The organism is Streptomyces sp. NPDC056347, assembly GCF_042262625.1.
Taxonomy (GTDB): domain Bacteria; phylum Actinomycetota; class Actinomycetes; order Streptomycetales; family Streptomycetaceae; genus Streptomyces.
The window spans coordinates 1-22,239 of the sequence record NZ_JBHJQP010000067.1; the positions used below are offsets into that span (position 1 = coordinate 1).

The 22,239-nt window shown below is 70.3% G+C and carries 23 protein-coding genes and 2 pseudogenes; 24 read left to right on the top strand and 1 reads right to left on the bottom strand.

The annotated features are described in order from the left end of the window. Positions 1 to 159 precede the first annotated feature (159 nt). Positions 160 to 2,073, top strand: a complete 1,914-nt coding sequence (ftsH, locus tag ACFCV8_RS17485) for an ATP-dependent zinc metalloprotease FtsH (RefSeq protein ID WP_376686226.1) — start codon at positions 160 to 162, stop codon at positions 2,071 to 2,073. A 34-nt stretch (positions 2,074 to 2,107) separates the two neighbouring features. Here ftsH and ACFCV8_RS17490 read toward each other — a convergent pair whose 3' ends face one another. Continuing rightward, complete coding sequence (locus tag ACFCV8_RS17490) at positions 2,108 to 2,908, bottom strand: class I SAM-dependent methyltransferase (protein WP_376686227.1); 801 nt, start codon at positions 2,906 to 2,908, stop codon at positions 2,108 to 2,110. 475 nt (positions 2,909 to 3,383) lie between these two features. Here ACFCV8_RS17490 and ACFCV8_RS17495 point away from each other — a divergent pair, with 475 nt between their 5' ends. The 23 genes and pseudogenes from ACFCV8_RS17495 (at position 3,384) to ACFCV8_RS17605 (ending at position 22,227) form a co-directional block, all read left to right on the top strand. After that, a complete protein-coding gene (locus tag ACFCV8_RS17495) occupies positions 3,384 to 3,977 on the top strand; it encodes a hypothetical protein (protein WP_376686228.1) in 594 nt (197 codons plus the stop codon). Between the two features lie 158 nt (positions 3,978 to 4,135). Beyond that, positions 4,136 to 4,564, top strand: coding sequence for a 30S ribosomal protein S16 (gene rpsP / locus ACFCV8_RS17500; protein ID WP_352276318.1), 429 nt, complete (start codon positions 4,136 to 4,138; stop codon positions 4,562 to 4,564). 2 nt (positions 4,565 to 4,566) lie between these two features. Then, on the top strand, positions 4,567 to 4,806 hold the full coding sequence (locus ACFCV8_RS17505; RefSeq protein WP_005311361.1) for an RNA-binding protein: 240 nt from the start codon (positions 4,567 to 4,569) through the stop codon (positions 4,804 to 4,806). A 79-nt stretch (positions 4,807 to 4,885) separates the two neighbouring features. After that, positions 4,886 to 5,479, top strand: a complete 594-nt coding sequence (gene rimM, locus ACFCV8_RS17510) for a ribosome maturation factor RimM (RefSeq protein WP_376686229.1) — start codon at positions 4,886 to 4,888, stop codon at positions 5,477 to 5,479. Beyond that, the gene (trmD, locus tag ACFCV8_RS17515) at positions 5,479 to 6,300 is read left to right on the top strand and encodes a tRNA (guanosine(37)-N1)-methyltransferase TrmD (protein WP_376686230.1); all 822 of its coding nucleotides are present in this window, start codon (positions 5,479 to 5,481) and stop codon (positions 6,298 to 6,300) included. The genes rimM and trmD overlap by 1 nt, the downstream gene beginning before the upstream one ends. Positions 6,301 to 6,461: 161 nt before the next feature. Then, positions 6,462 to 6,812 carry a 50S ribosomal protein L19 gene (gene rplS, locus ACFCV8_RS17520; RefSeq protein WP_376686231.1) on the top strand — a complete coding sequence of 117 codons (351 nt, stop codon included), beginning with the start codon at positions 6,462 to 6,464 and terminating at the stop codon, positions 6,810 to 6,812. Positions 6,813 to 6,857: 45 nt separating this feature from the next. Further along, positions 6,858 to 7,601, top strand: coding sequence for a signal peptidase I (gene lepB / locus ACFCV8_RS17525; protein ID WP_376686232.1), 744 nt, complete (start codon positions 6,858 to 6,860; stop codon positions 7,599 to 7,601). Then, positions 7,594 to 8,640 (top strand): signal peptidase I, encoded by a 1,047-nt coding sequence (lepB, locus tag ACFCV8_RS17530; RefSeq protein ID WP_376686233.1) that lies wholly within the window; start codon positions 7,594 to 7,596, stop codon positions 8,638 to 8,640. Before lepB (ACFCV8_RS17525) ends, lepB (ACFCV8_RS17530) begins: the two co-directional genes overlap by 8 nt. Continuing rightward, positions 8,540 to 9,457 (top strand): signal peptidase I, encoded by a 918-nt coding sequence (gene lepB, locus ACFCV8_RS17535; RefSeq protein ID WP_376686256.1) that lies wholly within the window; start codon positions 8,540 to 8,542, stop codon positions 9,455 to 9,457. Before lepB (ACFCV8_RS17530) ends, lepB (ACFCV8_RS17535) begins: the two co-directional genes overlap by 101 nt. A gap of 340 nt (positions 9,458 to 9,797) precedes the next feature. After that, entirely contained in the window at positions 9,798 to 10,727 is a 930-nt protein-coding gene (gene lepB / locus ACFCV8_RS17540; RefSeq protein ID WP_376686257.1) for a signal peptidase I, read from the top strand. Positions 10,728 to 10,777: 50 nt separating this feature from the next. Continuing rightward, positions 10,778 to 11,527, top strand: coding sequence for a signal peptidase I (lepB, locus tag ACFCV8_RS17545; protein WP_376686234.1), 750 nt, complete (start codon positions 10,778 to 10,780; stop codon positions 11,525 to 11,527). After that, positions 11,517 to 12,005 carry an NUDIX hydrolase gene (locus tag ACFCV8_RS17550; RefSeq protein ID WP_376686235.1) on the top strand — a complete coding sequence of 163 codons (489 nt, stop codon included), beginning with the start codon at positions 11,517 to 11,519 and terminating at the stop codon, positions 12,003 to 12,005. The genes lepB (ACFCV8_RS17545) and ACFCV8_RS17550 overlap by 11 nt, the downstream gene beginning before the upstream one ends. Positions 12,006 to 12,061: 56 nt before the next feature. Next, positions 12,062 to 12,370, top strand: coding sequence for a DUF2469 domain-containing protein (locus ACFCV8_RS17555; protein WP_003965949.1), 309 nt, complete (start codon positions 12,062 to 12,064; stop codon positions 12,368 to 12,370). 127 nt (positions 12,371 to 12,497) lie between these two features. Beyond that, positions 12,498 to 12,857, top strand: a complete 360-nt coding sequence (locus ACFCV8_RS17560; RefSeq protein WP_376686236.1) for a YraN family protein — start codon at positions 12,498 to 12,500, stop codon at positions 12,855 to 12,857. 1 nt (position 12,858) lies between these two features. Next, a pseudogene (locus ACFCV8_RS17565) lies at positions 12,859 to 13,848 on the top strand (YifB family Mg chelatase-like AAA ATPase); the annotation flags it as partial. A 191-nt stretch (positions 13,849 to 14,039) separates the two neighbouring features. Then, the gene (locus ACFCV8_RS17570) at positions 14,040 to 15,170 is read left to right on the top strand and encodes an integrase (protein WP_376686237.1); all 1,131 of its coding nucleotides are present in this window, start codon (positions 14,040 to 14,042) and stop codon (positions 15,168 to 15,170) included. Next, complete coding sequence (locus ACFCV8_RS17575; RefSeq protein WP_376686238.1) at positions 15,167 to 17,758, top strand: tyrosine-type recombinase/integrase; 2,592 nt, start codon at positions 15,167 to 15,169, stop codon at positions 17,756 to 17,758. The genes ACFCV8_RS17570 and ACFCV8_RS17575 overlap by 4 nt, the downstream gene beginning before the upstream one ends. Beyond that, entirely contained in the window at positions 17,755 to 18,324 is a 570-nt protein-coding gene (locus ACFCV8_RS17580; RefSeq protein ID WP_376686239.1) for a DUF6262 family protein, read from the top strand. Before ACFCV8_RS17575 ends, ACFCV8_RS17580 begins: the two co-directional genes overlap by 4 nt. Next, positions 18,321 to 18,614, top strand: coding sequence for a hypothetical protein (locus ACFCV8_RS17585; protein ID WP_376686260.1), 294 nt, complete (start codon positions 18,321 to 18,323; stop codon positions 18,612 to 18,614). Before ACFCV8_RS17580 ends, ACFCV8_RS17585 begins: the two co-directional genes overlap by 4 nt. Continuing rightward, positions 18,613 to 19,257 (top strand): annotated as a pseudogene (locus ACFCV8_RS17590) (ATP-binding protein); the annotation flags it as partial. The gene ACFCV8_RS17585 and the pseudogene ACFCV8_RS17590, both read left to right, overlap by 2 nt. Then, a complete protein-coding gene (dprA, locus tag ACFCV8_RS17595; RefSeq protein ID WP_376686240.1) occupies positions 19,254 to 20,477 on the top strand; it encodes a DNA-processing protein DprA in 1,224 nt (407 codons plus the stop codon). The pseudogene ACFCV8_RS17590 and the gene dprA, both read left to right, overlap by 4 nt. 239 nt (positions 20,478 to 20,716) lie before the next feature. Beyond that, positions 20,717 to 21,553, top strand: a complete 837-nt coding sequence (gene whiG, locus ACFCV8_RS17600) for an RNA polymerase sigma factor WhiG (protein WP_376686241.1) — start codon at positions 20,717 to 20,719, stop codon at positions 21,551 to 21,553. 107 nt (positions 21,554 to 21,660) lie between these two features. Further along, positions 21,661 to 22,227: a TetR/AcrR family transcriptional regulator gene (locus ACFCV8_RS17605; protein WP_376686258.1), complete on the top strand. Its 567-nt coding sequence runs from the start codon at positions 21,661 to 21,663 to the stop codon at positions 22,225 to 22,227. The last annotated feature ends 12 nt before the right edge of the window (positions 22,228 to 22,239 follow it).

Below are 22,239 nucleotides of genomic sequence, written 5' to 3' on the forward strand. Positions count from 1 at the left end.
CCAGTGCGGCGGGCGCCCCCTCGGCTTGTAGGGCCCGCGTCGCCGTCCCCGTTCGGAGCCCTCCGTCCCTCCAAGAGCCCAGCGGACCGGTCCTGGGAGGGCTCTGCCCGTATTCCTCACCTAATGTCGCATCAAAGGGCTGCCGGCAGAGGAGCACGAGTGACCAGTCCCGTACCTCCCCGCGACCGGACCGACCAGCCCTGGCGCTCCGAGGGCGCCCCGCCGCCCCAGCCGCCCGGCCGGAAGATGCCGGGCGGCTGGAGCGGGCTGCTGCTGACCGCGCTCGCCGTCTACCTGGTCGCCAATCTGGTGCTCTCCTTCTTCAACGGGAAGGAGGAGCGGACGATCGCGTACACCGAGTTCAGCAAGCAGGTCACCGCGGGCAACGTCGAGAAGATCTACTCCAAGGGCGACGCCATCGAGGGGCAGCTCAAGAAGGAGGCGAAGGTCCCGGGGAGCGACAAGAAGTACACCAACTTCGTCACCCAGCGGCCCGCCTTCGCGGACGACAACCTCTGGGCCGAACTGGTCAAGGACAACGTCACGGTCACCGCCGAACCCGTCGTCCAGCAGCGCAGTTTCCTCGCCAACCTGCTCATCTCGCTCGCGCCCATGCTGCTGCTCATCCTGCTCTGGGTGTTCATCGCCCGGCGGATGGCCCGAGGCATGGGCGGCGGGATGGGGGGCCTCGGCCGCAAGGCCCCGCCCAAGCCCGTCGAGCTGGAGGGCGCCAGGCGCACCACCTTCGCGGACGTGGCCGGGATCGACGAGGTCGAGGGCGAACTCAACGACGTCGTCGACTTCCTGAAGAACCCGCAGGAGTACCGCAGGATGGGCGCCCGGATGCCCGGCGGGGTGCTGCTCGCGGGGCCGCCGGGCACCGGAAAGACCCTGCTGGCGCGGGCCGTCGCGGGCGAGGCGGGGGTGCCGTTCTTCTCGGCGTCGGCCTCCGAGTTCATCGAGATGATCGTCGGCGTCGGCGCCAGCCGGGTACGGGAACTCTTCGCGGAGGCGCGCAAGGTCGCTCCCGCCATCGTCTTCATCGACGAGATCGACACCATCGGCCGGGCCCGCGGCGGCGGCTCCGGCGTGGGCGGCCACGACGAACGCGAGCAGACGCTCAACCAGATCCTCACCGAGATGGACGGCTTCTCCGGCTCGGAGGGCGTCGTCGTGCTCGCCGCCACCAATCGCGCCGACGTGCTCGACCCGGCGCTCACCCGGCCCGGCCGCTTCGACCGGATCGTCCAGGTCAGCCCGCCGGACCGGAACGGCCGGGAGGCGATCCTGGAGATCCACACCCGGCAGATCCCGCTGGCCCGCGACGTCGACCTGGCCCAGGTGGCCGGGACGACCCCCGGGATGACCGGCGCGGATCTGGCCAACCTGGCCAACGAGGCCGCACTGCTGGCGGTCAAGCGCCGGCAGTCCGAGGTCACCCAGCCCGACTTCTCCGACGCCCTGGAGAAGGTCCAGCTCGGCGCCGAACGCTCCCTGGTCATGTCCGACGAGGAGCGCCGCCGGACCGCGTACCACGAGAGCGGCCACGCGCTGCTCGGCATGGTCCAGCCGGGCGCCGACCCGGTCCGCAAGGTCACCATCGTGCCGCGCGGCCGGGCGCTGGGCGTCACGCTCTCCACCCCGGACGCCGACAAGTACGCGTACACCGAGGAGTACCTGCGCGGCCGCATCGTCGGGGCGCTCGGTGGCATGGCGGCCGAACAGGTGGTCTTCGGCGTGATCACCACCGGCGCGGAGAGCGACCTGGAGCAGGTCACCAACCTGGCCCGGGGCATGGTCGGCCGCTGGGGCATGAGCCAGAAGGTGGGCAGGCTGACGGCGATCCCGGGCGACGCGCAGCAGGCGTACGGCCTGTCGGCGGCCCCCGCCACCCTGGACGTGGTGGACGGTGAGATGCGGCGGATCGTCGACGAGTGCTACGAGGTGGCCTGCCGGCTGCTGCGGGAGAACCGGGACCGGCTGGACGCGCTGTCCGCCGCGCTGCTGGAGCACGAGACGCTGGACGAGGACGCCGCGTACCGGGCGGCCGGGATCACCCGGCTGGCCAAGTAGCGGGCGCCCGCACGGCGCGTACGGGCGCGGGCGCTCAGACGGCGCACACCAGGTAGCGGAAGACGTTCGGCATCCACACCGTGCCGTCCCGGCGCCGGTGCGGCCGCAGCGCCCGCGCGGCCTCCCGCTCCACCCGGGCCCGGCCCGTCGCCCGTACCGCCGCGTCGAGGAGTCCGGTGCAGGTCAGCGCCCGCACCGCGCTCCCCAGGTCCGGGTACGCGAACGGGCAGGCCACCCGGCCCGAACCGTTCGGGTTCAGCCCCGCCCGCACGGCCAGCTCCTCCAGGTCGTCCCGGCCGGAGAGCCGCCCCGCCACGCGCAGCACGGGCGCCGCCGCACACCGCTCCGGCGGACCCCAGCCGGTGAGCACCACCGTGCCGCCCCGCGCGGCCAGCCGCACCGCCGACCGCACCGCGGCCACCAGCTCCGCACCGTCCTCGGCCGCACCGCCGACCGGGGCGAAGGCGGTGATCAGGTCGTACGGCCCCCCGTCGGGCGGCCGCGCGAGCGCCAGCCGCTGCGGGTCGCCGTCCACGCCGGTGACCCGCGCTCCGCGCTCGGCGGCCAGTGTCAGCGCCGGGCCCGCCGCGCGGCCGAGGGAGAGCAGCCGGGTGCCGGCCCCCACGTCGAGCCGCTCGTACACCGCTTCGTACAGCGGCGTGAGCATCCGCTCCCGGACCCCGTCCCGGTCCCCGTCGAGACCTTGTTCCCGCTCCTGCTGCCGGTCCGGGGGCCGGACATGACGCCGGTCCAGGTCACGGGCGCGGCCGCCGGGTCCGGGCCGTCGTGCGGGTGTCTCCGTGCGGCTGTGGTGCCGGACGAGCGTACGTGTCATGGAAAGCGCCCCAATCCGCCGAGTTCCGGCCGTGTCCGATCGGTACTCCCCGAGTACGTGCTCCCCGAGCGCGTCTGTGCCCGTCCCGCCCCGCCCGGGGCGTCGCACCCCGTGCCTCGCCCCAGTCTGACCCGACACGCCGGGCCGGGCACGTCGGGCGCTCCCCGGCCTCGGCGGCGGCGCGGGCCGGTTTCGGGTCCATACCGCGCGCCCGGTATTGTCGCCGTCGGTGGCACGCGCCCACCGCTGCCGGGCCCGCTACGACGGGCCGCCCGGCCCCGGCGTACAGTCGTCGCCCGCGTGTCCGGCGTACGCGCCGCTACGTACCACCTTGATGCGAGCTGTGAGGCTTCTCCGCAGTTCTGCGCACCCGCCCTCGTCGGGACGCATCACAGGGCAACTGACTGGTACGTGCAAATTATTTGGGATGGCCCGGAATCGGAACACCGGGGCACTCGTGCTCGTTGGTCACGACGTGAGCACGACACCACCTGTACTTGCCGCAGAGCTGGCACAGGCGTGGGCCGACATTCAGCGGTACCACCCCGAGCTGCCGGATCTGGCCGCGCCCGAGTCCCTGATCGGAGAATCCTCGTCCGCCTGTGGCGCCGAGCTCTCCTTCGAACGACTGCTGCACGAGGCAGTCCACGGCATCGCCGCCGCGCGAGGCGTCCGTGACACCTCGCGCGCAGGCCGCTACCACAACCGCAGATTCCTCGCGATCGCCGGGGAGCTGGGCCTCGACCACGCCGAGGAGCCCCACCCCAGCAGCGGCTTCTCGCTGGTCACCCTGAACCCCGAGGCCAAGCGCCGGTACCGCCCGACGATCGAGCGGCTCCAGCGCGCCCTTAAGGCGCACACGGTCGCCACCGCCGCCGACACCAAGCGCTCCTTCCGCGGGCCGGCCGCCCGGCACGGCTCGTCCGGCGGAGGCGTCCGGGTCAAGGCCGTGTGCGACTGCGGTCGCAATGTGCGGGTCGTCCCGTCGGTCCTGGCGCAGGCGCCGATCGTCTGCGGAGGCTGCGGAAAGCCGTTCCGAATCCCGGAAGCCGCGGTCGCGGTGGGGTGACCCGATGCGGTGTGGCACAATGTCTAGCTGTACTCGACAGTCGCATAGGACCCCTCTCTCCTCCGGCTGACGCGTCCATCGGGCACCCGAGTACCGCAAACCCCACGTGGCATCTTCGTTGTGCCCAACCACGTCATAGACCAGGAGACACCACTCCCGTGGCAGTCAAGATCAAGCTGAAGCGTCTGGGCAAGATCCGTTCGCCTCACTACCGCATCGTCGTCGCCGACTCCCGTACCCGCCGTGACGGCCGGGCCATCGAGGAGATCGGTCTGTACCACCCGGTGCAGAACCCCTCGCGCATCGAGGTCAACTCGGAGCGTGCGCAGTACTGGCTGTCCGTCGGCGCCCAGCCGACCGAGCCGGTTCTCGCGATCCTGAAGCTCACCGGTGACTGGCAGGCCCACAAGGGTCTCCCGGCTCCCGCGCCGCTGCTCCAGCCCGAGCCGAAGGCCGACAAGCGGGCCCTCTTCGAGAGCCTGGGCGACGGCGAGGAGGCCAAGGGCGAGGCCATCACGCAGAAGGCGAAGAAGTCCGACAAGAAGGCTGACGAGGCTGCCGACGCAGCCGAGTCGACCGAGGCCTGAGCATGCTCGAGGAGGCTCTCGAGCACCTCGTGAAGGGCATTGTCGACAACCCCGACGATGTGCAGGTCGCCTCGCGCAACCTGCGCCGTGGTCGCGTGCTGGAGGTCCGGGTCCACCCCGACGACCTCGGCAAGGTGATCGGCCGTAACGGCCGCACCGCTCGCGCGCTGCGTACCGTCGTGGGCGCCATCGGCGGCCGTGGCATCCGCGTCGACCTCGTCGATGTGGACCAGGTTCGCTGACAGAGTTGAACACCGGCACGGGCCGGGGAGGGCCTTGGGCCCGCCCCGGCCCGTCGTCGTACGACAGGAGAGACACAAGGTGCAGTTGGTAGTCGCGCGGATCGGCCGTGCCCACGGCATCAAGGGCGAGGTCACCGTCGAGGTCCGCACGGACGAGCCGGAGCTGCGGCTCGCGCCCGGGGCCGTGCTCGCCACCGAACCGGCGGGCACCGGACCGCTGACGATCGAGACCGGCCGGGTGCACAGTGGACGGCTGCTGCTGCGCTTCGAGGGCGTGCGCGACCGCACGGCCGCCGAGGCCCTGCGCAACACGCTCCTGATCGCCGAGGTCGACCCGGCGGAGCTCCCCGAGGATCCCGAGGAGTTCTACGACCATCAGCTCATGGACCTCGACGTGGTCCTCGCCGACGGCACCGAGATCGGCCGGATCACCGAGATCACGCACCTGCCGTCGCAGGACCTCTTCATCGTCGAGCGGCCGGACGGCAGCGAGGTGATGATCCCGTTCGTCGAGGAGATCGTCACCGAGATCGACCTGGACGAGCAGCGCGCGGTGATCGACCCGCCGCCGGGCCTGATCGACGCCGACCAGGCCGTGATCGCTTCCGCGCGGGACGAGGCGGACGACGACGCGGCTTCCTCGGAAGAGTCGAGCTTGGGGGAGGACCGCTGATGCGTCTCGACGTCGTCACGATCTTCCCGGAGTACCTGGACCCGCTGAACGTCTCGCTGGTCGGCAAGGCCCGAACCAGCGGCCGCCTCGACGTCCAGGTGCACGACCTGCGCGACTGGACGTACGACCGGCACAACACGGTCGACGACACCCCCTACGGTGGCGGCCCCGGCATGGTCATGAAGACCGAGCCCTGGGGCGAGGCCCTGGACGACGTGCTGGCCGGCGGGTACGAGGCCGGGGCGCACTCCCCGGTCCTGGTGGTGCCCACGCCCAGCGGCCGCCCCTTCACCCAGGAGCTCGCCGTCGAGCTCTCCGCGCGCCCGTGGCTGATCTTCACCCCGGCCCGCTACGAGGGCATCGACCGCCGGGTGACGGAGGAGTACGCCACCCGGATGCCGGTCGTCGAGGTGTCCATCGGCGACTACGTGCTGGCCGGAGGGGAGGCCGCGGTCCTGGTCATCACCGAGGCGGTGGCCCGGCTGCTGCCCGGCGTGCTCGGCAACGCCGAATCGCACCGGGACGACTCCTTCGCCCCCGGCGCGATGGCCAACCTGCTGGAGGGCCCCGTCTACACCAAGCCGCCCGAGTGGCGCGGCCGGTCCATCCCCGAAGTACTGCTCAGCGGCCACCACGGGAAGATCGCCCGCTGGCGACGCGACGAGGCCTTCCGCCGCACCGCCCTCAACCGGCCCGACCTCATCGAGCGCTGCGACGCCGCGGCCTTCGACAAGAAGGACCGCGAGATGCTCTCCATCCTCGGCTGGTCCCCCGAGCCCGGTGGCCGATTTTGGCGCAGGCCCGAGGCCGTGGAAGAATAGGCCGCTGCTGTACGTCCGGCGTGCGCCCCTGCCACAGGGGGAACCCGGCCGCCCCCACGCGAGCGGGGACGGTCCCGACGCCCGTCCGACGCGATCAGCATCTCCGTTCCTCACCTAGTTCCCGTCGATGACCTGTGGCATCGGCGAAGAAAGCAGACAACATGGCTTCCCTGCTCGACGACGTCAACGCCGCGTCGCTGCGTACCGACATCCCGTCGTTCCGCCCCGGTGACACCGTCAACGTCCACGTCCGCGTGATCGAGGGCAACCGCTCCCGTATCCAGCAGTTCAAGGGCGTAGTCATCCGCCGCCAGGGCGCGGGCGTCAGCGAGACCTTCACGGTCCGCAAGGTCTCCTTCAGCGTCGGCGTCGAGCGCACCTTCCCGGTGCACAGCCCGATCTTCGAGAAGATCGAGCTGGTCACCCGCGGTGACGTCCGCCGCGCCAAGCTGTACTACCTCCGTGAGCTGCGCGGCAAGGCCGCGAAGATCAAGGAGAAGCGCGACAACTGAGCTGCCTCCCAGGTCCACAGGACGGCCGGATAGGCTCTGGCCCCGATGGACACGGAAGCTGAGCTCTCGGAGCGCGACCCCTCCTCCGCACCCGCAAAGGTGCCGGGGGAGAGGTCGCGCTTCTTGCGTATTCCGGACCGGCCCGACGGTCCGACGAACTGGACCTGGCGGCGCACCGCCCTCCTCGGAGCCGTCTGCGCGGTCTTCGTGCTGCTCCTGAGCAACTACGTGGTGCAGCCCTATCTGATCCCCAGCGGCTCGATGGAGCCGACGCTGAAGGTGGGGGACCGGGTGCTGGTGAACAAGCTGGCGTACCGTTCCGGCTCCGGGCCGCACCGCGGTGACGTGGTGGTCTTCGACGGCACCGGATCGTTCGTGCAGGAGCCCGCGGAGGAGAACCCCGTCGCCGCGGCGATGCACTCGGCGGCCGCCTCCCTGGGGCTGGCCGAGCCCGACGAGACCGACTACGTGAAACGGGTGGTGGGCGTGGGCGGCGACCGGGTGGTCTGCTGCGACAGGAAGGGCCGGATCGAGGTGAACGGCCACCCGGTCACCGAGGGCTACCTGTACCCGGGGGACGCGCCCTCCCGGTCCCGTTTCGACATCGTCGTGCCCGACGGCACGCTGTGGATGATGGGCGACCATCGCAGCAATTCCCGGGACTCGCGCGACCACCTCGGGGAGCCCGGCGGCGGCATGGTCCCGGTCGACATGGTGATCGGCAGGGTGGACTGGATCGGCTGGCCGCCCAGCCGGCTGGGCTCGCTGCCGGGCGGGGGCCGTGGGTAACCGCGGCCGCGGCGGGCGGGACGACGGGCTCCCGGCCGCGCGTACGCCGCGCACCCGGGTGGAACGGCGGAAGCTGGCACGCCGGGTCAAATGGCGGCGCAGGGGCTCCGCCGCGCGGGAGATCCCGCTGCTCGTCCTGGTGGCGCTGCTGATCGCGCTCGTGCTCAAGACCTTTCTGGTGCAGGCCTTCGTGATCCCCTCGGGATCGATGGAACAGACCATCCGGATCGGCGACCGGGTACTGGTGGACAAGCTGACACCCTGGTTCGGCTCCAGGCCCGAGCGCGGGGACGTCGTCGTCTTCCGCGACCCGGGCGGCTGGCTGAAGCAGGAGAACGGCGCCAAGAAGGAATCGCCGGTCGTCGTGAAGCAGGCCGAGCAGGCCCTGACCTTCATCGGACTGCTGCCCTCGGACGACGAACAGGACCTGATCAAGCGGGTCGTCGGGGTCGGCGGCGACACGGTGAGGTGCTGCGACAAGAACGGCCGGGTCACCGTCAACGGCGTACCGCTCGACGAGCCCTACCTCTACCCGGGGAACCCGCCCTCCCTCATCAAATTCGAGGTAAAGGTTCCGCAGGGCCGGATCTTCGTGATGGGCGACCACCGCTCGGATTCGGCCGACTCCCGTTACCACCTGGACGATCCGGGACACGGCACGGTCTCCGAGGAGCAGGTCGTGGGGCGCGCCGTGGTGATCGCCTGGCCGATCGGCAACTGGCGAAAACTGGACGAACCGGCGACCTTCGCGCAGGTCCCGGACACGAACGCCGAGGCCGCTGCCGTACCCGGCCCGTCGCATAGTGTGTCGTCCCACGATCTCAACGGATTGGCTCCTCTCCCGACCCCTGCGGAACTCCCGCTCGTTATGGGAGTGGTGGGCCTGCACCGGCTAGGGCGCAGGCGGTGGCACGGAGTAAGGAGTGGATGTGGGGGATTTGGCCGTCGGCGCACGATCCGGACACGAAGAACCCGAGGACCGGCCGGGCCGTTCGGGCAACGCCGGGTCCGCCGGGGCGGCGGATCACGCGGGGATTGACGGCGAGACTCCGGACGGCGGTGGCAGGGCGGCGAAGAAGCCGCGCTCCTTCTGGAAGGAGCTGCCGCTGCTCATCGTCATCGCGCTCGTGCTCGCGCTGTTGATCAAGACGTTTCTGGTGCAGGCGTTCTCGATTCCCTCGGATTCGATGCAGGACACCCTTCAGCGGGGTGACCGGGTGCTGGTGGACAAGCTGACGCCGTGGTTCGGCTCGGAGCCCGAGCGCGGCGAGGTCGTCGTCTTCCACGACCCGGGCGGCTGGCTCGACGACACCCCCGAGGTTCATCCGAACGCGATCCAGAAGGTCCTCAGCTTCATCGGCCTGATGCCGTCCGCCGAGGAGAAGGACCTGATCAAGCGGGTCATCGCGGTCGGCGGCGACACGGTGGAGTGCAAGGAGAACGGCCCCGTCGTGGTCAATGGCAAGGCCCTGGACGAGAAGTCGTTCATCTTCCCCGGGAACACCCCCTGCAACGACCAGCCGTTCGGCCCGATCAAGGTGCCCGAGGGCCGGATCTGGGTGATGGGCGACCACCGCCAGGACTCCCGCGACTCCCGCTACCACCAGGAACTTCCGGGCGGCGGCACGGTCTCCAACGACGAGGTGGTCGGCCGGGCCTTCGTCGTCGCATGGCCGATCAGCCGCTGGGCCACCCTGCCCGTCCCGAAGACGTTCGACCAGCCGGGCCTCAACGCCGCGATGGGTGCGGCCCCGGCCGCGCTGGGGCTCGCCGGTGCCCTGCCGCTCGTGCTGTGGCGTCGCAGGCGTATCACCACCACCGCCGGGCGTGCGAGGACGACCGCCGGCACGCCGTGATCCGTCCTACCGTGCCGTGGTCCGTCCCACCGGTCCGCGCTCTCGGACCCGACGGGGCTGTGCCGCGGCCCGAGTCCGCGATATGAAGGACACCGGTGCTCCGCAACAGGGCACCGGGTGATACGGATGAACCGCCCTCCGGTTGTTCGGCGAGTACGCCGAGCAACCGGAGGGCGGTTGTCGGTGGTGGGGCCCGAAGAGTTCGGGAACCCGCCCACGACAAGGCGGCCGGGGACGCAGCGGCACTGCGGAACTCCCGTTCGTTGTTCGGGGCAGTGGGCCTGAACGGACAGGGCCCCGGAGCAGGCGGGGCGCAGAGTGAGGACTGGATGTGAGTGACGTGGCTGCCGGTGCACGATCTGGACATGGAGAGCCCGCGGAGAGGCCCGGCCCGCCCGCCGACGCCGTACCCGGCCCGCCGGAGCGACCGGCGGCCCCGGAGACGCCCGCGGCGGAGCAGACCGCCAACGGGGACGGTGCCGGGGAAGGGGACACGGACGTCACGCCGACGAAGCCGCAGCGGCCCTTCTGGAAGGAGTTGCCGCTGCTCATCGTCGTCGCGCTGGTCCTCGCGCTGTTGATCAAGACGTTTCTGGTGCAGGCGTTCTCGATTCCCTCGGATTCGATGCAGGACACCCTTCAGCGGGGTGACCGGGTGCTGGTGGACAAGCTGACGCCGTGGTTCGGCTCGGAGCCCGAGCGCGGCGAGGTCGTCGTCTTCCACGACCCGGAGAACTGGCTGGCGGGCGAGCCGACCCCCGAGTCGAACGTGGTGCAGGACGTACTGAGCTTCATCGGCCTGATGCCCTCGTCCAAGGAGAAGGACCTGATCAAGCGGGTCATCGCGGTCGGCGGCGACACCGTGCAGTGCGCGAAGGGCGGTCCCGTCAAGGTCAACGGGAAGGCGCTCGACGAGCCGTACATCTTCCCGGGCAACTCGGCCTGCGACGACAAGCCCTTCGGGCCCTTCAAGGTGCCCGACGGCAAGATCTGGGTGATGGGCGACCACCGGCAGAACTCCTGGGACTCGCGCTATCACATCGACGACGGGACCAAGGGCTTCGTACCCGTCGACGAGGTCGTGGGACGGGCCGTCGTCGTGGCCTGGCCGATCAACCGCTGGTCGACGCTGCCCGTCCCGGACACCTTCGACCAGCCGGGCCTGAACGCCGCGGCGGCCGCCGCTCCCGGCGCGCTCGGTCTGGCCGGGGCGCTGCCCCTGGTGCTGTGGCGCCGCAGGAGGCTGACCGGCGGGCGTACCGCCGGGTAGGGTGCCGACTCGGATCAGCGATCGCCGATCTCCGAGGTGGGGAGGCTGGGATGAGCGGCAGTGGACGTACGGGCGACGGCCGGAGCCGGCTCGGCAGCGTGCTGTCGGGGCTGGCGGTGGCTGTCGGCTGTGTGCTCTTCCTGGGCGGGTTCGCCTGGGGAGCCGTGGTGTACAAGCCGTACACGGTGCCGACACAGTCGATGACCCCCACGGTGCACTCGGGCGACCGGGTGCTCGCGGAGCGGATCGACGGCGGCGAGGTGCGCCGCGGCGACGTGGTGGTCTTCGCCGATCCGGCGTGGGGCGACATGCCGATGCTGAAGCGGGTCGTCGGGATCGGCGGCGACAAGATCACCTGCTGCGGCGCCGACGGCCGGCTCAGGGTCAATGGCAAGCCCCTGGACGAACCGTATCTGCGGAACAAGGACCGGGCCTCGACCGAGGACTTCACGGCCGAGGTGCCCGAGGGGCAGCTCTTCCTGCTGGGCGACGACCGCACCTCGTCGCTCGACTCCCGGGTCCATCTGGAGGACGCGGGAAAGGGCTCGGTCCCCCGTGACGCGGTACAGGCCAGGGTGGACGCCATCGCCTGGCCGATGAACGGCATGGTGGAACGCCCGCGGGCCTTCGCCGGCCTCCCCGGCGGTATCTCCTCGCCCGGGCCGATCCAGCTGCAGCTCCGGGCCGTGATCGTGGGCATGGTGCTGATTCTGGGCGGCGCGGCGTACGGGCCGGTCGAGACGCTGCTCACGCGCTCGGCGCGCAAGGGTCGGGAGAGGCAGCCCGCCGGTGCGCACTGAACGGCGCAAGGTCGCCCGGGTGGTGCTCCTGGACCCGGACGACCGGATCCTCCTGCTGCACGGCTTCGAGCCGGGGGACCCGCGGCGCAGCTGGTGGTTCACCCCCGGCGGCGGCCTGGAGGGCGACGAGACCCGGGAGCAGGCCGCGCTGCGCGAACTCGCCGAGGAGACCGGGATCACCGAGGTCGATCTCGGCCCGGTGCTCTGGCGGCGGATGTGCTCGTTCCCGTTCGACGGCCGCCGCTGGGAGCAGGACGAGTGGTACTTCCTGGCGCGTACGGTACGGACCGAAACCGACACCAGCGGGCAGACCGGGCTGGAGCGGCGCAGTGTCGCGGGGCTGAGATGGTGGACCTCCGCGGAACTGTCGGCGGCGCGTGAGACGGTGTACCCGACCAGACTCGCCGGGCTGCTGCGCACGCTGCTCGACGAGGGTCCTCCACGTACGCCACTGGTTCTCGACCCCGAAAACGCCTAAGCGCCCGGGGGCCTGGCGCACAATGGGGGGACGCACGGCTGAAGGGGAACATGCCAATGAGCGCCGAGGACCTCGAGAAGTACGAGACCGAGATGGAGCTGAAGCTCTACCGGGAGTACCGCGACGTCGTCGGTCTGTTCAAATACGTGATCGAGACCGAGCGCCGCTTCTATCTCACCAACGATTACGAGATGCAGGTGCACTCGGTCCAGGGCGAGGTGTTCTTCGAGGTGTCCATGGCGGACGCCTGGGTCTGGGACATGTACCGGCCCGCGCGGTTCGTCAAGCAGGTACGGGTGCTGACGTTCAAGGACGTCAACATCGAGGAGCTCAACAAGAGCGATCTCGAACTTCCGGGTGGCTGAGCCCATGGTGAAGGGGGACTGATTCCCTCTTCCGGGTGGCCGGGTTTTCCACAATCCCGGAGTTGTCCACCAAGATCCACAAGCCGGGACCGAAGGCGTCAGAGTCGGTCCCGGAGGTGGTGCCGAAATGAACGCACGGGGGGCACTCGGGCGGTACGGCGAGGATCTGGCGGCGCGGCTGCTGACCGCGGCCGGTATGTCCGTACTGGAACGGAACTGGCGCTGTCGCGTCGGCGAGATCGACATCGTCGCGATGGACGGCGACGCGCTCGTGCTCTGCGAGGTGAAGACCCGCAGGACGGGCGCGTTCGAACATCCGATGGCGGCCGTCACACCGGTGAAGGCGGAACGGCTGCGGAGGCTGGCCGGCATCTGGCTGGACCGGCACGGCGGGCCGCCGCCCGGCGGGGTCCGGATCGATCTGGTCGGTGTGGTGCTGCCCAGGCGCGGGGCGCCCGTCGCGGAGCATGCGCGGGGGGTGGCCTGAGATGGGGTTCGCACGGGCCTGCTCGGTGGCGCTCGTCGGTGTCGAGGGTGTGGTGGTGGAGGTCCAGGCGGACCTGGAGGCCGGGGTGGCGGCGTTCACCCTGGTGGGACTGCCGGACAAGAGCCTGGTGGAGAGCCGGGACCGGGTCAGGGCCGCGGTGGTGAACTCGGGGGCCGAGTGGCCGCAGAAGAAGCTCACGGTGGGCCTGTCGCCCGCCTCCGTGCCCAAGAGCGGCTCGGGCTTCGACCTCGCCGTGGCCTGCGCGGTGCTGGGGGCGGCGGAGCGGATCGACCCCGAGTCCATCGCCGATGTGGTGATGATCGGTGAGCTGGGGCTCGACGGCCGGGTCAGGCCGGTGCGCGGGGTGCTTCCGGCCGTGCTCGCCGCCGCGGAGGCCGGATACCGGCAGGTCGTCGTGCCCGAGCAGACGGCGGGGGAAGCCGCGCTGGTCCCCGGGATCTCCGTCCTCGGCGTACGGAGCCTGCGGCAGTTGATCGCGGTGCTCTGCGAGGAGCCCGTCCCCGACGAGCGGGAACCGCGCGAGGAAGGGCGGCCCGACACCATGCTGGCCGGGCTGATGGTGCCCGGCGAGGGCGTCGGCACCGGGATCGCCCACGGCGCGGGGCACGGCGAGGGAAGTGCGCCGGATCTGGCGGACGTTGCGGGACAGCCGCTGGCCCGCAAGGCCCTGGAGGTCGCCGCGGCCGGAGGCCACCATCTGCTCCTCTCGGGGCCGCCGGGCGCGGGCAAGACCATGCTGGCCGAACGGCTGCCGGCGATCCTGCCCCCGCTGACCAGGCGGGAAGCCCTGGAGGTGACCGCGGTCCACTCGGTGGCGGGCATCCTGCCGCCGGGGGAACCCCTGGTCGCCCGGCCGCCCTACTGCGCGCCCCACCACTCGGCGACGATGCAGTCTCTGGTCGGCGGGGGCAACGGACTGCCGAGGCCCGGCGCGGTCTCGCTCGCCCATCGGGGAATCCTTTTTCTGGACTTTTCCAACCACTCTGAGAACGTCCGCATCACTCGTTCGGGCCCTTCTTCGCCCCATGCCGTTCTGGTTAACCAACTGTCTCCGTTGCTTACAGCACGTAGCGGACGACAGTTGGGGAGGCCAGAGTGGCGCGGAGCCGAGTGGTCCTCGATGACTTACGCGTACAGGTCCTCAATCGAGCGGGCGGAGGGGTGTCGTACACGATCGTCTGGCCGGACTGCTCGGTCGATGAGGAGGCAGATCGCTACCTGCGGCCGTACGAGGGCTCAGGAACCCAAAAAACGTACGCGTACGCCCTGGTAGATCACCTTCGTTGGCGCATCCGAGAAGGACTGACCAGCGACACCATCACGGTCCTGGATGTGCAGCGCTACATGGGGGCGGTGGGTGCCAAGATCCCGATGCCCTACGGGCAGCCGTGGCGGACGCCGCCGAAACGTCCGTACGGGAAGTCAGCACTCCAGGTCGCGGCCGCGTGCTTGAAGGGCTTCTACCTGCAGACGTGCTCGCGGAGCGGCTCGAATCCCGAGCTGGTGGCGGCGCTCTCGGTGGAGCGACTGGCGACCAAGGTGGACCAGGACCGTGCCGTGCTGGGCCACATCAAGAAGACGATGCCGACCAACCCACTGGCACCCCCGGGAAGAGTCCGCCGACGGCATCCGAAGATGCTGCCTGAGCAGGCCAAGCCCGGACTGCGGGATGTGGTGAACACCGCTCGCGACGCCATGGTTGTGCAGTGGCTGGCGGACACCAGCTTGCGCATCGGCGGCCTGACCGGGCTGCACCTGGTCGACCTGCATCTGCGGGAGAACGCAGCCTGTAATGAGTGTGAGAGCCCTCACCTGCACGTCTGCCACCGATGGGGCAACCCGAACGGGGCCGCGGCGAAGATCAAGCCGGATTGGAAGATGGTCGACGGAGTGATCACCGGCGGGGAGATCTACCGGGTCAGCCCTGCCATGATCAGCAGCTACTTCCAGTACATGACGACGGAGTACGCGAAGTACGCGACGGGGCACGGCATGCTCTTGATCCAGCTGACCGGTCCAAGGCGAGGGGAGCCGTGGACGGCGGATGCGGCTCGCGGCGTGCTCCGGCGGGCTGGCCGGCGGGCACAGCTGCCCGGGCGGATCCGGCCCCAGGCGTTTCGCCATCAGTTCACCAACGACGTCATGGACGCCTCCGGCGGGGACGCCTTGGTGGCGAAGGCGGCCGGGAACTGGGCGTCGATGCAGATGGTCGACGAGGTCTACGGCCACCCCGACCTGCATTCGACGGAGTTCACCACCGCGCTGAAGGCCGTCTGGGGTGAGGAGGAATGAGGTCCCTCCACCTCCTCACCGTGACGGCGAGCGGCACCTCCGGCTCGCGGACCACATCCGATCGCCTGGAGCTGCTACGCGCCCTGATCGCGGCGCCCACCTTCGACCCGCTCTTTCGGGAAGATGTCATCGTCATCCCCGGCGACCACCCCACCTACGGCTGGATCTGCCAGGTCGCAGCCTGTCAGCGGGCCGCGGACAACTCCCGGGAGTACTGCCAGGTCCACAAACGCCAGTGGTCCGAGGTGAAGGCCAAGGGCGGCACCGTGACCGAGTTCCTGCGCGTCGCCCAGCCCTTGGAGTCCGCCTCCTGGCACGTCATCCCAGACTGCCTCATCTGTCCAGGCGTCCCGGCCTTCAGCAAGACCCAGCTCTGCTACCTCCACGAGCATCAGTGGGACGCACGGCGCCGGGACCATGAAAGACGCAGGGGCCATCCGCTTGAGTTCGACACGTGGCTTGCCCGGGCCACGGCCTACCCCGCGTTCGGCGACTGCCGGATCATCGGCTGTCCCGAACGCGCGGGATCTCCGCTCTGCTTGTGCTACCGACACGAGCGTCAGTACCGACGTGAGGGCCGCCCCGGCAATGCTCGGATGCCGACGAACTGGTCCCGAACCCTGGCGAAGGGCGGGCAACCCAAACTCCTCTACACCGACGAGGAACGCTTCCGCAGCTGGTGCTCAGAGCCCAAGACACCCACTCGCCGGATCAACGGCAGGTTGTCCCTGCAGGGCCTCCGGCCCTTGGCCAAGGCGGAGCTCCAATGGGTGACAGTTCAGCACGCCCAGACCGCCGAGGAAGGCGCCAACTGGCCACTGCTCTGGCTCCAGGCGGCGGCCGACTGCTGCCGGGAACAGGACGTGAACTCCCTGGTCGACCTTGACCTGGACGCTTGCCCGCACCAAGCCCGCCAGGTCATCAAGGCCATGCTCAAGCATCTTCGGTTGATCTACTTCAGCCGCCAGGACACCAAGGACGCCGGCTTCATCGAAACCGACCATTTCGGCGTTCGCTTCCCCCACACCGAGAGCCACATCGACCTCACCGGAATCTCCCAGCGGTGGTTCCGTGACCTGCTCTGGGACAACCTGGCCGCTGAACTCACTTCCAAGCCGCCCCGCTCCCGCGGGCCATTCGACGCCCGTCGCCGCGGCTGCATCGAGTTGTCCGCCTTCCTGGAAGCCCAGGCTCCAGGCGGCGGCCACGACCCCACCCTCCTCACCGAGAGCCACATGGTCGACTTCATCGCCGACCAGCGGCACCGCGCCAAGCACAAACTGCCGTCGCTCGGACTTCGCAGGCAAGGACGCGACGGCACCAGCGTCATGACCGACGGCATCGTCTGCGACAACCTCAACGGAGCACGTCGGCTGCTTCGCGACGCGTTGGAGACCGGGGCAGCGATGCAGATCGGCCTCGACCGCGCCTTCATCGTCATCCTGCCGCGCTCCCAGAAGAAGGTCGGCCGACGCAAGCCGTTCTCCGACGACGTGGCCAAGGCCCTGGCCGATCCGCAGAACCTCGCCGACCTGGAGGCTATGGACAGCGAGGGCCACGGGCTGAGGGACATCTGGGAAACCCTCGTCGTCACCGGCCGACGCTGCAGCGAGGTCCTCGAAGCCCGCCTGGAGTGCATCGCCCGGCACGGCAAGATCCCCATGTTCTGGCACGACCAGACGAAGGTCGGGAACTTCGACGAAGGCATCCGCATCTCCGAACGGTGCTTCCGACGACTGCAGGAGCGACAGAACAAGACCATCGACCGTTTCCTCCAACGAACCGGCCGCCTACCCACCGCCGACGAACGGCTGCAACTGGCGCTCTTCCCCCGCCGTCCCACCAACCGGCGGGGCCTCAAGGGCGTCTCCTACGGATGGTTCTCGACCCTGTTCAGCACCTGGGTCAAAGGGCTGGACCTCGGAAAGGCAGTCCCCCATCAGGCCCGGCACACTCTCGCGACCAATCTGCTCAAAGCAGGCGCGAACCTCACCCACGTCAAGCGCTACCTTGGCCAGATCTCCGAGGCGATGGCCGAGCACTACGTCCACATCGCCAACACCGACCCGAAGCTCAACGCCGCCCTCGAAGCAGTCTGGGTCGGCGGCCCCGGAGCAGCCGAACCCGGAATCCTTCTGGCCGGCGGCGAACCCCTGAGCCGCGCGGAGGCAGAGGCCCTGGCCATCGACCTCACCCGCAAATCCACGCCCGCCGAGGGCGGCTTCTGCACCTTCCAGCCGGTCGTCAGCGGCGACGCATGCCCATGGGACATGAACTGCCACAACTGCCAGGAGTTTGTGATGTCCGGAGCGGACCTCGTCTACTGGCACCGCAAGCGCGAGCAGTGGCGGATGGTGGCCGAAGGCGCCCCCGACGGCAAGACAGCCGACTACCTGCACGAGCTCTTCGAGCCCACAGCGCGCGCCATCGCCGGCCTGGAGAAGGCCCTGGAGAGCTTCGGGCTCCTTGAAGAGGCGCTCGCGCTCGACCTTCGCCGCCCGCAGGACTACTTCGGCCGCGTCTGGAGCACAGCGTTCCGGGCTCGTGAGCTCGCGGAACTCGACGCGGAAACGGAAGAGGCTGCATGAAGCCACACGCCACGACGGCGGCGATCGAGGCCCGCCGCCGTCAGACAACACAGAAGCTCGAGCAGGTCGAGAAGGCCATCGGGCAGCTTCGCCGGGAGCGCGGACGGCTGACGGTCCGGGCCGTCGCCCAGCGGGCCGGGGTGTCCGTCACGTTCCTCTACGAGAACACCGACGCCCGGAAACTCGTGAACAACGCGGTCGACGCCGGCCGCACTCGCCAGATCAGAGTGGCCCAGGCCGAGCACGAGCAGATCGAGGCGTCCTGGCGCGAACGCGCGCTGAATGCGGAAGCCGAACTCGGTCGCACGCAGAAGGAGGTCTTCACTCAGCGGCAGCAGATCGGCGAGCTGATGGGGAAGCTCCGAGACTTCGATCAGATGGTTCCGGGAGAGTCCGTTCAGGCACTGACCTCAGAGAACATCACGCTGAAGCGCCGCGTCCAGCAGCTCACGCGGGAGCACCGCAGCCTGCAAGAGCGCCTCGAAGGCGCCCGGTCGAACCTGCGCTTCTCCGACAAACGCATCGCCGACCTTGAAGCCCAGCTCCTCGAACTGGACCAACCATGACCGATGCCCCATCCTCCGAGTCGATCCACCTCGACCGCGACCAGGCCGCCTCACTCGCCCGCCTGTTGCGAGAAGTCGAACGGTTCCTCGACGAGTGCGGCGAGAGCGTCGAAGGCGCCCTCGCTACCCACTTCGGCCTCGATCCCGCCAGCGAGGCGTTCAGCGCCGCACTCTGCTTCCACGCTGACACGATCGAGACCGCTCTCACCGACCGCCCCACCACGTCACGGACACATACGCGACGCATCTGCGCAGTTCACAGCCCACCTGGTCAGTTCGACGGTCGGTAAACTGGACGAGGCCCCCGAATTCTCGGTACGGGTGCTCGACGCGCTGCGCCAGCCGCTGGAGTCCGGCCATGTGGTGGTGGCGCGCAGTGCCGGGGTGGTACGGCTGCCCGCGAGGTTCCTGATGATGCTGGCGGCCAACCCGTGCCCGTGCGGACGGCACCGTCTTGCCGGGGACGGCTGCGAATGCCCGCCCGCCACGGTCAGGCGCTACCAGGCGAGGCTCTCCGGGCCGCTGCTGGACCGGGTGGACCTCCGGGTCACTGTCGACCCTGTCCGCCGCGAGGACCTGATCGGGCAGGGCAGCAGGGGTGAGCCGACGTCCCTGGTCGCAGCCCGGGTCCGGGAGGCCAGGGCGCGGGCGGCGAAGCGGCTGGCGGGCACCGGCCGGTCGACCAACAGCGAGGTGTCCGGCCATGAACTGCGGACCGGTCTGGCCGCGACCCCCGGCGCGCTCCTCGAAGCGGAGCGGGACCTGGCCCGGGGCCTGCTCACCGCCCGGGGCCTGGACCGGGTCCTCAGGGTGGCGTGGACCGTCGCCGACCTGCGCGGGGCCGAGCGCCCCGAGGCGGCCGACGTCGCGGTGGCGCTGGAACTGCGCACCGGGATCCCGCGGGGCGCGCTGATCAGCGCCGGGGCGTCATGAACCCGGAGGGCGCGGAGCAGCCGGAGCAGTGCGGACGCGGCGCCGGGCAGGACCCGAGAGCGGCGGTGAGCAGTGCGGAGAGACTGGCCCGGGCGGCTCTGACCCGCATCATCGAGCCGGGGGACGAACGCGGCGGCCGATGGCTGCGCGAGTGCGGTGCCGTCGAGCTGGTGCGGCGCATCACCAGGAACGACGGCGCGGCGGAACGGCTGAGCGGCATGACCCCGAAACGGCTCGCCGGGTACCGGCTGCGGGCCGAGAAGGCCGAGCCGGAGCGGGACCTCTCGGCGATCGCCGGGGCCGGCGGGCGGTTCGTCTGCCCCGGGGACCGGGAATGGCCCAGCCAGTTGGACGACCTCGGGTACGCACGGCCGACCGGGCTGTGGGTGCGCGGCCCTCGCGACCTGAGGCTCTGGGCGCTGCGCTCGGTGGCCGTGGTCGGTGCGCGGGCCTGCACACCGTACGGATCACACATGGCGGGCAGCCTCGGGGCCGGTCTCGCGGAGCTGGGCTGGGTGGTCGTGTCGGGAGCCGCGTTCGGGGTCGACGGGGCGGCACACCGCGGCGCGCTCGCCGTGGGCGGAGCGACGATGGCCGTTCTCGCCTGCGGGGTGGACGTCCCCTACCCGCGGGGACACGCCGAACTGATCGGGCGTATCGCGGAACAGGGGCTCGTCATCGGTGAGTTGCCCCCGTCCGATCATCCCACCCGAGGCCGGTTCATCCTGCGTAACCGGGTCATCGCGGCGTTGACGCGCGGAACGGTTGTCGTCGAGGCGGAGTTCCGCAGTGGTTCGCTGGTCACCGCCCGCTGCGCGCAGCGGCTCGGCCGCCTGTCGATGGGGGTGCCCGGCCCCGCCACCAGCGGCCTGTCGGCAGGGGTCCACGAACTCATCCGCGGTGAAGGCGTCCTGGTGACCGACGCCTCGGAAGTCGTCGAACTGGTCGGGGACATGGGTGAACTCGCCCCGGCCAGACGTGGCCCCGTGCACCCCAGGGACCTGCTGGACCAGATCTCGGCCAGGGTGCTGGATGCACTGCCGGGGCAGGGCGCCGTCAGCGGACGCGAGGTGGCACGTACCGCCGGGACCAGCGCCGACGAAGCGCTCGGCAGGCTGTACGAACTGCACTCACTGGGGTTTGTCGAACGGGATGGCGAGGGGTGGCGGTTGACGCCGCGGCCGACTCGCCGTGACGACGCACGGCGAGGCGGTTCTTGACCTGGGGCATTCGGGTGAAAAGGTGAAGTCGATGACCTCGGCGGATCCCTCGGTGACGCCCCCGGGGCCGCCGCGCACGGCGACGGCCCCGGGCCTCGTTCATGTCGGATCGGCCGGATCAGCGGAGCGCCGATCCCTTATCCTGCGCGGACCGCTACCTCACGGTCACGCTACGCTCACGAGGACCCCGACTCAGACATACGTCCCAGCACTCACAGCAGAACGGCTCAAGGCACCACATGCCCCAGCACACCTCCGGGTCTGACCGCGCGGCAGTACCACCGGCTGCGCGTGGCACTGTGCGCCCCCCTGCGCCCTCCTCGCTCGACGAGCTGTGGCGTTCGTACAAGTCCACCGGCGACGAGCGGCTGCGGGAACAGCTGATCCTGCACTACTCGCCGCTGGTGAAGTACGTCGCGGGCCGGGTGAGCGTGGGCCTGCCGTCCAATGTCGAGCAGGCGGACTTCGTCTCCTCGGGGGTCTTCGGGCTGATCGACGCGATCGAGAAGTTCGACATCGAGCGTGCGATCAAGTTCGAGACGTACGCCATCACCCGCATCCGCGGCGCGATGATCGACGAACTGCGGGCACTGGACTGGATCCCGCGCTCGGTGCGGCAGAAGGCGCGGGCGGTGGAGCGCGCCTACGCCACACTGGAGGCGCAGCTGCGCCGTACGCCCTCCGAGGCGGAGGTCGCCGCCGAGATGGGCATCGCCCTGGAGGAACTGCACGCGGTTTTCAGCCAGTTGTCGCTGGCCAATGTGGTGGCGCTGGAGGAGCTGCTGCATGTCGGCGGCGAGGGCGGCGACCGGCTCAGCCTCATGGACACGCTGGAGGACACCAGCGCCGACGACCCGGTGGAGGTCGCCGAGGACCGCGAGCTCAGACGGCTGCTCGCGCGGGCCATCAACACCCTCCCTGAGCGCGAGAAGACCGTTGTGACGCTCTACTACTACGAGGGCCTCACGCTCGCCGAGATCGGCAACGTCCTCGGGGTCACCGAGAGCCGGGTCAGCCAGATCCATACCAAATCGGTGCTGCAACTGCGCGCGAAACTGGCCGACGCCGGGCGCTGAGCCATCCCCCTCGGGACGGAGGCTTCGGCCATGCGGCAGGACCGTACGCCGTCTCTCGAACAGGCTCGCCGTAGAGTGGACACGTGCCCAGGATTCGAGCGGCCTCGGTGGCCGAGCACCGGACCATGCAGCGCGGCGCCCTCCTCGACGCCGCACGCACCCTGCTGTCCGAGGGCGGCACGGAGGCGTTGACCTTCCCCGCCCTCGCCGAGCGCACGGGCCTCGCCCGGTCCTCGGTGTACGAGTACTTCCGCTCCCGCGCGGCCGTCGTCGAGGAGCTCTGCGCCGTCGACTTCCCGGTCTGGGCGGCCGAGGTCGAGCGCGCGATGGAGCAGGCCGCGACGCCCGAGGGCAAGATCGAGGCCTATGTGCGCCGACAGCTCGACCTGGTCGGCGACCGTCGCCACCGGGCTGTCGTCGCCATCTCCGCGAGCGAGCTGGACGCCGGGGCGCGGGAGAAGATCAGGGCCGCGCACGGCGGGCTGATCGCCATGATCGTCGAGGCGCTGGGCGACCTCGGGCACAGCCAGCCGAGACTGGCGGCGATGCTGCTCCAGGGCTCGGTGGACGCCGCGGTGCGGCGTATCGAACTGGCCGCGGCCGAGGAGCCGTCCGTGATCGCGGACACCGCCGTCGCCATGATCCTCCACGGCGTGCGGGGCACACGGAGCTGACGCGGCGCCGCG